Raw genomic sequence first — 10,313 nt, 5'->3', positions numbered from 1 at the left:
GGGGGGGGGGGGGGGGGGCGCCCCCCCCCCCCCCCCCCCCCCCCCCCCCCCCGCTCCCACATTTGGCTGCTGTGTCTGCCTCAATACAGTGTCGTGCCTGCTATGATGCGCGGCATCTCCATCGCTCAGGATCGCGCCGTTCCCCATGGATTACCGCAAACCTTCCGACCGCAAAAGCATGCACTCGCGCATTGTCCAGGAACTGGGCATGCAGATCGTCTCCGGACGTTTTTTGCCCGACGACAAACTGCCCGCCGAAGCGCTGTTGTGCGAGGAATACGCGGTCAGCCGCCCGGTGTTGCGTGAAGCCACGCGAGTGCTGGTGGCCAAGGGACTGGTGTACTCCAAACCGCGTGTCGGCACGGTGGTCAAGGCCCGACGTGAATGGCACATGCTCGATCCGGACGTGTTGCACTGGCTGATGCAAAGCAGCCCGCAGAATGAATTCTTCAATGTGCTGACCAGCGTGCGCAGCATCATCGAACCAGCTGCCGCCGCCCTCGCCGCTCAGCACGCGACCGAGGCTGACATCGCCGCCATCGGCGAAGCCTATCAGCGCATGGAAGCCGCACCGACCCCGGAAGCCTTGCTGCAACCGGACCTGGACTTCCACAGCCGCATCGCCGACGCGACCCACAACGACTTGTTGGCGAACCTGTGCAACATGTTGTCGGTGGCGATTGCCGAGGCGTTGAAGCATTCCAACCAGCGGCCGAATCTGCATGAGCTGGCGCTGCCACGGCACAAGGCGATTCTTACGGCGATCGAGAACCGTGATGCGCTTGGCGCCCGACATGCGACGCTGGTGCAACTGGATGATGCGCGTAGTGCTCTCAGTGTCGTGCTTGGCACAGAACTCACCTGACACACCCAAAATCTCCTGTGGGAGCGGGCTTGCTCGCGAATGCGGAGTGTCAGCGAAGCATGTTATGACTGGCACACCGCTTTCGCGAGCAAGCCCGCTCCCACATTTTGAATGGTGTGATGTTCACTGGATAAAAAAGCCGCAACCCTCGGGTTGCGGCTTTGTTGTTTCGGCATTCGGATCAGTGGGAGAACAACGAATTGCCCTTCTGCCCCGCCATTTTCTCCGGTTTGATCAGGAACTTCGCCAGGGCCGGCAGCAGCCACAGCGCACCGAACATGTTCCACAGCAACATGAAGGTCAGCATCAGGCCCATGTCGGCCTGGAACTTGATCGCCGAGAAGATCCAGGTACACACGCCGATGGCCAAGCACAAACCGGTGAACAGCACCGCTTTACCGGTGGATTTCAGGGTCTGGTAATAGGCTTCCTGCAACGGCAGCCCGGCGCGCAGGAAACTCTCCAGACGGCTGTAGATGTAGATCCCGTAGTCCACGCCAATCCCCACACCCAGCGCCACCACCGGCAGGGTCGCGACCTTGACGCCGATGCCCATGAACGCCATCAGCGCGTTGCCCAGCACCGAGGTCAGCACCAGCGGCAGGACGATGCACAGGGTCGCCGCCCATGAACGGAAGGTGATCATGCACATCACCGCGACGCAGATGTACACCAGGATCAGGATGGTCAGTTCGGCCTGCTTGATCACTTCGTTCGTGGCCGCCTCGATCCCGGCGTTACCGGCGGCGAGGATGAATTCCAGGCCGTCCTTGTTGTTGGCCTTGGCGAATTCCTGCACCGCGTGTACCGCACGGTCGAGGGTTTCGGCCTTGTGGTCGTTGAGGAAGATCAATACCGGCGCCAGCGAACAGCTGTTGTTGTACAGACCGTCGGCGCGGGCGATCGAGTTGTTCAGCACATCCGGGTTGCGCGACAGGGTTTCCCATTTCAGGTTGCCCTCGTTCATGCCCTTGATCATCTGCTTGGACACGGTCACCAGCGAGATCGCCGACTGCACGCCCTCGGTGTTCTGCATCTTCCACATCAGCTCATCGATCGGCGCCATGGCTTCGTAGCGCGAGCAGCCTTCGGTGGCGGTCTTGACCATCACCACCAGCACATCGGAACTGGTGGAATAGTTGTTGATGATGAAATTGTTGTCCTTGTTGTAGCGCGAGTCCGGGCGCAGCTCAGGCGCACCTTGATCGAGGTCGCCGATTTTCAGGTTCTGGCTGTACCAGAGGCCGCCACCGAAAGCGATCAGCGCCAGAGCGATGGAGATCGGTGCGACTTTCGGGCTGGCGAAGTTCGACAGGAAACGCCAGAACGGATGTTCGCGATTCGCGTCCTTCTTGCTCTTGGCAATCGCGCGTTTGCTGATGCCGACATAGGAAATCGCCACCGGCAGCAGGATCAGGTTGGTGAACACGATCACCGCCACGCCGATGGAGGCGCCGATCGCCAGTTCGCGGATCACCCCGATGTCGATGATCAGCAGCGTGATGAAGCCCACGGCGTCGGCGAGAATCGCGATCATCCCCGGCAGGAACAATTGCCGGAAAGTGCGCCGCGCCGCCGTCAGGGCGTTATCGGCTTCGCTGGATTGCAGGGCGATCCCGTTGATCTTCTGCACACCGTGGGAAATGCCGATGGCGAAGATCAGGAACGGCACCAGCATCGAATACGGATCGAGTCCGAAACCGAAGAAGTGCATCAGCCCGAGCTGCCAGACCACCGCTACCAGCGTGGTGCTCAACACCGCGACGGTGCTGCGCAGGCAGTTGGTGAACCACAGCAGCAGGATCAGGGTGATGACGAAGGCGATGCCGAAGAACATCACCACCATCACCAGACCGTCGATCAGGTCACCGACCTTCTTGGCGAAACCGACGATATGGATCTTGACGTTGGGGTTCTGCGCTTCGAACTTGTTGCGGATCTTGTCTTCCAGTTCATGGGAGAACTGGCGATAGTCCAGCGCGAGCAGCTTGCCCTGATCCTGCGGGTCCGGGTAGGACTCCAGCAGCGGGATGTCGACGATACTCGACTTGAAGTCGTTGGCCACCAGACGCCCGACCTGCCCGGACTTGAGGACGTTGTTGCGCAACATGTCGAGGCTTTCCGGCGAGCCGTCGTAGCTCTGCGGGATCACTTCACCACCGGCAAAGCCTTCTTCGGTCACTTCGGTCCAGCGTACGCTCGGGCTCCACAGCGACTTGAGGCCGGAACGGTCGACGCCGGAGATGTAGAACACCTCGTCGTTGATCTGGCGCAGGGTCTCCATGTACTCCTTGGAGAAGATGTCGCCGTCGGTGGCTTCCACCGAAATGCGCACGGTGTTGCCCAGGTTCGCCAGGTCGTTGCGGTGCTCCATCATCTTCTCGATGAACGGATGCTTGAGCGGAATCATTTTTTCGAAACTGGTGGACGGCCGGATCAGCGTGGCCTGCCAGAACAGGAAGATGCTGACCACCAGGCAGATCAGGATCACTGCCGGGCGGTTGTTGAAAATCAGACGTTCGAGGAACGTCGCCTTGTCCTGATGATGATTGCTCAAGGAAGTCATAGCCCCGCCTTCTTATTATTGATCTCGGCGCCGTTTGGCTGCGTGGTGTGCACGCCGCCCTGCCCTGTAAGAATCAGATTACCGTCGCCGGCCGCCGTCACCGAGGACAGCGAGATGCGGTCCGGGCGGTTGAACACGCTGAAGGTTTCGCCGTTATCGCTGCTGCTGATGACCGAGCCGCCGTTGCCGACGATCACGATCGAGCCGTCGGCAAGCAGGGTCGCGCCGGACAGACCGAACTCCAGCGCACCGCGCGCGGCCTTGAGTTCAACCTGCTGCCAGGTGCTGCCGAAGTCGGTGGAGCGATAGAGGTTGCCGCGCAGGCCATACGCCAGAAGAGTCTGGGGTTGTGCGGTGCCGATCACACCGAACAGCGAGCCTTGATACGGGCCCTGGAGCTTTTCCCAGGTCTGGCCCCAGTCCGGTGAACGGAACATGCTGCCCTGCTCGCCGACGATGAACAGCCCGGCGTCCTTGACGGCGGCGATGGCGTTGAGGTGGAACTGGTCCTGGTTGTCGAGGCGGTCACTGACGTCTTGCCAGTTCTTGCCGCCGTCGGTGGTTTCCAGCAGGGCGCCGTAGGCACCGACCGCCACACCGTGATTGACGTTCTGGAACCAGACGTCAAGCAGCGGCGCTTCGCGCTTGAGGTCTTCGAACTGTTTGCTCCAGGTCAGGCCGCCGTCTTCGCTGGCGAGGATCTGCGCGTCGTGGCCGACCGCCCAGCCGTGCTTGTCGTCGACGAAATACACCGCCGTCAGCAGTTGCCGGGTCGGCACCTTGGCCTGGGTCCAGGTCTTGCCCTGATCGTCGGAATAGAGAATGTGCCCGCGATCCCCCACCGCCACCAACCGGGTGCCGGCGTGGACGACATCGAGCATCAGGCTTTTTGCGGCTTTGGCCGATTCGGTGGAATACACCCCGTCGGCTGGCGCTTCAGCGGCCAGCACGGGTGCCGACAAGGCAGCACAGCCCAGCAGGGTGAGTGCTGTGGCCAGCAACGCGGTGTTGCGAAACGCCGGCGGGCGGCAACGACTCATAGACCTTCCCCTATTTATTATTGTTAGGCCATTCGGCCTTAGGGCGCCGCAAGGGTGCTCGTGGTGACTGACAGGTCACAAGCATAGCCGTGAAACCCGCAGTCCAGAGCGCCTTGGGAAGCTGGCTCATCCTATCGGGCTTTGGAAACGTCTGACAATCGGCGCCACGTTATCTTTTGTTAACCGGATGGGCCTCCTGTCGGTGGTGATTTCCACTGTGGGAGGGGGCTTGCTCCCGAAGGCGATGTGTCAGGTACCAGAGATGTCGACTGATCCACCGCTTTCGGGAGCAAGCCCCCTCCCACAGGGTGCAATGGTGTTTGTGAGATTGGGGCTGGCGGATGAATACACCGCTATTCGCCGGATGGATGCGGCAAATCTTGCGTGGGGGACTTGCACGATCGGTATTATGGTATACCATCAGACGCACAGACACTCTCAATCCCCCTACGGAGCAGCTCATGAGTTTCGAAATTCGCAAGATCGTCAGCTATGTCGAAGAAACCTTCATCGAAGGCGGCAAGGCCACTGACAAGCCAGTGACCATGGTCGGGCTGGCCGTGGTGATGAAGAACCCGTGGGTCGGCAACGGTTTCGTTGAGGATCTGAAACCGCAGATCCGCGCCAACTGCTCCGACCTCGGCGCGCTGATGGTCGAGCGTCTGGTGGGCATCATCGGCGGTGCGGAGAAGATCGAGGCTTACGGCAAGGCTGCAGTGGTCGGCGCCGACGGCGAAATCGAACACGCCTCGGCGGTGATCCACACCCTGCGCTTCGGCAACCACTACCGCGAAGCGGTCAAGGCCAAGAGCTACCTGAGCTTCACCAACAAGCGCGGCGGCCCGGGCACTTCGATTCAGATCCCGATGATGCACAAGGACGACGAAGGCCAGCGTTCGCACTACATCACTCTGGAAATGCAGATCGAAGACGCGCCGCGTGCCGACGAAATCGTGGTGGTGCTCGGGTGCGCCGACGGTGGCCGCCTGCACCCGCGCATCGGCAACCGCTACATCGATCTGGAAGAACTGGCCGCCGAAAAAGCCCAGTAATCACAATAAAAAGGCATTGCAGGAGCGCTCCATGATTCGGCTCACCGCTGAACTCACCCCGGCTGGCACCAGTTACCTGGCGACCGGCCAAGGCCAGCCCGTGGTCTTGATCCACGGCGTGGGCCTGAACAAAGAAATGTGGGGCGGCCAGATCGTTGGCCTGTCTGCCCAATACCGGGTGATCGCCTACGACATGCTCGGCCACGGCGCCAGCCCGCGCCCGGCCAGCGGCACCGGCCTGCTCGGTTATGCCGATCAGTTGCTGGAGCTGCTCGATCACCTGAATCTGCCTCAGGCAGCGGTGATCGGTTTCTCCATGGGCGGGCTGGTGGCGCGGGCGTTTGCCCTGCACTACCCGGAGCGCCTGCAAAGCCTGGTGGTGCTCAACAGTGTGTTCAACCGCAGCGAAGAACAGCGTGCCGGGGTTATCGCCCGGACCGCGCAGGCGGCTGAACACGGGCCGGATGCCAACGCCGAAGCGGCGCTGTCACGCTGGTTCAGCCGTGAATATCAGGCGGCCAACCCGGCGCAGATCGCGGCCATTCGCCAGACCCTGGCCGGCAACGATCCGCAGGGTTACCTGACCACCTACGAATTGTTCGCGACCCAGGACATGTACCGCGCCGACGACCTGGGCAGTATTCAGGCGCCGACGCTGATCGCCACCGGCGAACTCGACCCCGGGTCCACCCCGGAAATGGCCGAGCAACTGGCCCGACGCATCCCCGGCGCGAAGGTTGCGGTGCTGCCCGAGCAACGGCATATGATGCCGGTAGAGTCGCCGCGCCTGGTCAACCAGACGCTGCTGGAATTTCTCGAATACGCACACTCCCGACAAAACCATATAAAGGGGATCGTTGCATGACACTCGCACGCTTCCAGATGTGCATCGGCGGAGAATGGGTCGACGCCCTCTCCGGCAAGACCTTCGAAAGCCTCAACCCGGCCAGCGCCCAAGCCTGGGCCGAACTGCCTGACGCCGGTGAAGCCGATGTCGAACGCGCCGTGCAAGCGGCGCAGACGGCTTTCGACAGCCCGGCCTGGCGCGGCCTCACCGCCACCGCCCGCGGCAAACTGCTGCGGCGTCTCGGTGACCTGATCGCGGACAACAAGGAACAACTGGCGCAGCTGGAAAGCCGCGACAACGGCAAACTGATCCGCGAAACCCGTGGTCAGGTCGGCTATCTGCCGGAGTTCTTCCATTACACCGCAGGCTTGGCCGACAAGCTTGAAGGCGGCACTCTGCCGCTGGACAAGCCCGACCTGTTTGCCTACACCGTGCACGAAGCGATGGGTGTAGTCGCCGCGATCATTCCGTGGAACAGCCCGCTGTACCTGACCGCGATCAAGCTGGCCCCGGCCCTCGCCGCCGGCAACACCATTGTGATCAAGCCGTCCGAACACGCTTCGGCGACCATCCTTGAGCTGGCGCGTCTGGCCCTCGAAGCCGGGATTCCGCCGGGCGTGGTCAACGTCGTCACCGGTTACGGCCCGAGCACCGGCGCCGCCCTCACCCGTCATCCGCTGATCCGCAAGATCGCCTTCACCGGCGGCGCGGCCACGGCCCGGCACGTGGTGCGCAGCAGCGCCGAAAACTTCGCCAAGCTGTCGCTGGAACTGGGCGGCAAGTCGCCGAACATCATCTTCGCCGACGCCGATCTGGACAGCGCGATCAACGGCGCGATTGCCGGGATCTATGCGGCCTCGGGCCAGAGCTGCGTGTCCGGCTCACGTTTGTTGGTGCAGGACGAAATCTACGACGAGTTCGTCAACCGCCTGGTCGAACGCGCCCAGCGCATCCGCATCGGCAACCCGCAGGAAGACCACAGCGAAATGGGCCCGATGGCTACTGCGCAGCAACTGGCGGTGGTCGAAGGTCTGGTGGCCGATGCCATCGCTGAAGGTGCGCGGTTGCGCACGGGCGGCAAGCGTCCGGAGGATCTGGGTGACGGCTGGTTCTACGAGCCGACGCTGTTCGAGTGCGACCGCAACTCGATGAAGATCATGCAGGAAGAAGTCTTCGGCCCGGTGGCTTCAGTGATTCGCTTTAAAGACGAGGCCGAGGCGCTGGCGATCGCCAACGACTCGCAGTTCGGCCTCGCCGCCGGCATCTGGACCCGCGACCTGGGCCGTGCCCATCGCCTGGCGCGCGACGTGCGTTCGGGGATCATCTGGGTCAATACCTACCGTGCAGTGTCGGCGATGGCGCCGATCGGCGGCTTCAAGAACAGTGGCTATGGACGCGAAAGCGGCATCGATTCGGTGCTGGCCTACACCGAACTGAAAACGGTGTGGATCAATCTCTCTCAGGCCCCGATGCCTGATCCGTTTGTGATGCGCTAGGAGTCCTGCGACATGATCGAACCCGGCATTTACAAAGACGTCATGAGCTCGTTTCCGTCCGGGGTCACGGTGGTCACCACCCTCGACCCGGAGGGCGCCATCGTCGGCATCACCGCCAGCGCCTTCAGCGCGCTGTCGATTGATCCGGCGCTGGTGCTGTTCTGCCCCAACTACGCCTCCGACACCTACCCGGTGCTGCGCGACAGCAAGAAATTCGCGATCCATTTGCTGTCCGCCGACCAGACCGCCGAGGCCTACGCCTTCGCCGGTAAAGGCAAGGACAAGGCCAGGCACATCGAGTGGCATTTGAGCGAACTCGGTAACCCGATCCTCGCCAAGGCCACGGCGATCATCGAATGCGAGTTGTGGCGTGAATACGACGGTGGTGATCACGCGATCATTGTCGGCGCGGTGAAGAACCTGATTCTGCCCGAGCAACCGGTGACGCCGATGATTTATCACAAGGGCAAGCTCGGGCCTTTGCCAACATTGGCCTGATGGATACACAGGTCCCCATGTGGGAGCGGGCTTGCTCGCGAATGCGGTGGATCATTCAACATTGATGTCGACTGACACGACGCCTTCGCGAGCAAGCCCGCTCCCACAAGGAGAACCAGGGTGACAGGAGGAATGATGAGTAATGACAAGTACGAAAAAGGCCTGAAGATTCGCACCCAGGTGCTGGGCGAAGCCTACGTGCAGCGTTCAATAGAGAACGCCGACGACTTCACCCGCCCGTTGCAGGAAATGGTCACCGAATACTGCTGGGGCCACGTCTGGGGGCGTGAGGGTTTGTCGCTCAAGGAGCGCAGCATGATCAACCTGGCGATGATCTCGGCGCTCAACCGCCCGCACGAACTCAAGCTGCATGTGCGCGGCGCCTTGCGTAACGGCCTGAGTCGTGAGCAAATACGCGAAATTCTGCTTCAGGTCGGTATTTATTGCGGCGTCCCGGCAGCCGTGGACAGTTTCCGGCTCGCCCGTGAAGCCTTCGCCGAAGCCGACGCCGAGGCCTCCAGTTAACCCCTCGGCTGTTTTGATGCCCGTCTGGCATGGACAGCCACAGTAAAGAGCGGACCCCATGAAACGCCAGCCACTCGACGACAGCTTCAAGGTCAATCGCAACCCCGTTACCCTGCGCGAAATCGTGCTGGATAAACTGCGTAGCGCGATCATGAATTTTCAGCTCATGCCCGGCGATCGTCTGGTGGAGCGCGATCTGTGCGATCGCCTCGGTGTCAGTCGCACATCGGTGCGCGAAGCCTTGCGTCACCTGGAGTCCGAAGGTCTGGTCGAGTTCGCCGATGCCAAAGGCCCACGGGTGGCGATCATCACTCTCGCCGATGCGGTCGACATCTACGAGCTGCGCTGCGTGCTCGAAGGCCTGATCGTCCAGTTGTTCACCCTGCGCGCCAAGGCCAAGGACATCAAGGCCCTGGAAAAAGCCCTCGACGAGAACCGCAAGGCACTCAAGGACGGCGAACTGCAACAGGTGATCGACTCGGTGCAGGGCTTTTACGACGTGCTGCTCGAAGGCTCGGGCAACCATGTCGCGGCCACTCAACTGCGCCAGTTGCAGGCACGCATCAGCTACCTGCGGGCGACTTCGGTGTCCCAGGAAAACCGTCGCGGCGCGAGTAATCAGGAAATGGAAAAAATGGTCGAAGCGATCAAGAGCGGTGATGCGCTGGCGGCGCATCAGGCCTGCGTCGATCACGTGCGCGCAGCGGCCGCCGTGGCCCTCGATTACCTCAAACGCAAACAGGAAGAGACCGGCGCGACGCCGGACATCACCCTGCCGATCGCGCTGAAAGAACCGCGCATAGGTCACTGACATGTTCAGCCCGAGCTTTTGCCCGAAATGCGGTGGCCCTGACCTCGGTCAGCAGGTACCGCCGGGCGATACGCACGAGCGCCTGATGTGCCGCGGCTGCGGCTACATCCACTACGTCAATCCGAAGATCATCGCAGGCTGCATCATCGAGCAGGACGGCAAGTACCTCTTGTGCCAACGGGCGATCCCCCCGCGTCCGGGCACCTGGACGCTGCCGGCCGGCTTCATGGAAAGCGGCGAGACCACCGAGCAGGCGGCGCTGCGCGAAGTCTGGGAAGAAAGCGGCGTGCGCGCGGAAATCGTCTCGCCCTACTCGATTTTCAGCGTGCCGAAGATCAGCGAGGTGTACATCATCTTCCGCGCCCTCGCGCTGGAGATCACCGGCCAGTTCGGCCCGGAAACCCTGGACTACAAATTCTTCGCCCCCGAGGACATTCCGTGGGACAAGATCTATTACCCGGCGATCCGGCAGATCCTCGAGCGCTATATCGAGGAGCGTCAGGCCGGGGTGTATGGGATCTATATGGGCAATGATGACAGCGGGAAAATCCACTTCATCCGCTAAGGATCAGCGACGCCCCTGTGGGAGCGGGGGGGGGGGGGGGGGGGGGGG

10 protein-coding genes are annotated in these 10,313 nt (G+C 61.9%); 8 read left to right on the top strand and 2 right to left on the bottom strand.

The window, feature by feature from the left end:
* Positions 1-145 precede the first annotated feature (145 nt).
* Positions 146-865 (top strand): FadR/GntR family transcriptional regulator, encoded by a 720-nt coding sequence (locus NTD85_RS08890; RefSeq protein WP_045122493.1) that lies wholly within the window; start codon positions 146-148, stop codon positions 863-865.
* A gap of 181 nt (positions 866-1,046) precedes the next feature.
* Here NTD85_RS08890 and NTD85_RS08885 read toward each other — a convergent pair whose 3' ends face one another.
* Together NTD85_RS08885 and NTD85_RS08880 are read right to left on the bottom strand one after the other, a co-directional pair.
* Positions 1,047-3,431, bottom strand: a complete 2,385-nt coding sequence (locus NTD85_RS08885; RefSeq protein WP_103484454.1) for an efflux RND transporter permease subunit — start codon at positions 3,429-3,431, stop codon at positions 1,047-1,049.
* A complete protein-coding gene (locus NTD85_RS08880; RefSeq protein WP_003225711.1) occupies positions 3,428-4,471 on the bottom strand; it encodes a WD40/YVTN/BNR-like repeat-containing protein in 1,044 nt (347 codons plus the stop codon). The genes NTD85_RS08885 and NTD85_RS08880 overlap by 4 nt, the downstream gene beginning before the upstream one ends.
* A 461-nt stretch (positions 4,472-4,932) precedes the next feature.
* On the opposite strand from NTD85_RS08880, the gene NTD85_RS08875 reads away from it, so the two are divergent.
* The 7 genes from NTD85_RS08875 to NTD85_RS08840 all read left to right on the top strand — a co-directional run bounded on the left by NTD85_RS08875 (position 4,933) and on the right by NTD85_RS08840 (position 10,265).
* Entirely contained in the window at positions 4,933-5,523 is a 591-nt protein-coding gene (locus NTD85_RS08875) for an amino acid synthesis family protein (protein ID WP_098964278.1), read from the top strand.
* Positions 5,524-5,554: 31 nt separating this feature from the next.
* Complete coding sequence (locus NTD85_RS08870) at positions 5,555-6,388, top strand: alpha/beta fold hydrolase (RefSeq protein WP_103484453.1); 834 nt, start codon at positions 5,555-5,557, stop codon at positions 6,386-6,388.
* Complete coding sequence (locus NTD85_RS08865) at positions 6,385-7,866, top strand: aldehyde dehydrogenase (RefSeq protein ID WP_262141988.1); 1,482 nt, start codon at positions 6,385-6,387, stop codon at positions 7,864-7,866. Before NTD85_RS08870 ends, NTD85_RS08865 begins: the two co-directional genes overlap by 4 nt.
* A gap of 12 nt (positions 7,867-7,878) precedes the next feature.
* Positions 7,879-8,364 (top strand): flavin reductase family protein, encoded by a 486-nt coding sequence (locus NTD85_RS08860; RefSeq protein WP_262141987.1) that lies wholly within the window; start codon positions 7,879-7,881, stop codon positions 8,362-8,364.
* A gap of 135 nt (positions 8,365-8,499) precedes the next feature.
* Positions 8,500-8,889, top strand: coding sequence for a carboxymuconolactone decarboxylase family protein (locus NTD85_RS08850; protein WP_003225716.1), 390 nt, complete (start codon positions 8,500-8,502; stop codon positions 8,887-8,889).
* 58 nt (positions 8,890-8,947) lie between these two features.
* Entirely contained in the window at positions 8,948-9,700 is a 753-nt protein-coding gene (locus NTD85_RS08845; RefSeq protein ID WP_262141986.1) for a GntR family transcriptional regulator, read from the top strand.
* Position 9,701: 1 nt separating this feature from the next.
* Positions 9,702-10,265 (top strand): NUDIX hydrolase, encoded by a 564-nt coding sequence (locus NTD85_RS08840; protein ID WP_003225717.1) that lies wholly within the window; start codon positions 9,702-9,704, stop codon positions 10,263-10,265.
* Positions 10,266-10,313 lie beyond the last annotated feature (48 nt).

Source organism: Pseudomonas sp. 13B_3.2_Bac1, from assembly GCF_025466205.1.
Classification (GTDB): Bacteria; Pseudomonadota; Gammaproteobacteria; order Pseudomonadales; family Pseudomonadaceae; genus Aquipseudomonas; species Aquipseudomonas fluorescens_H.
The sequence above is the reverse complement of the archived record's forward strand: the minus strand, read 5'-3'. Positions and strand labels throughout refer to the sequence as shown.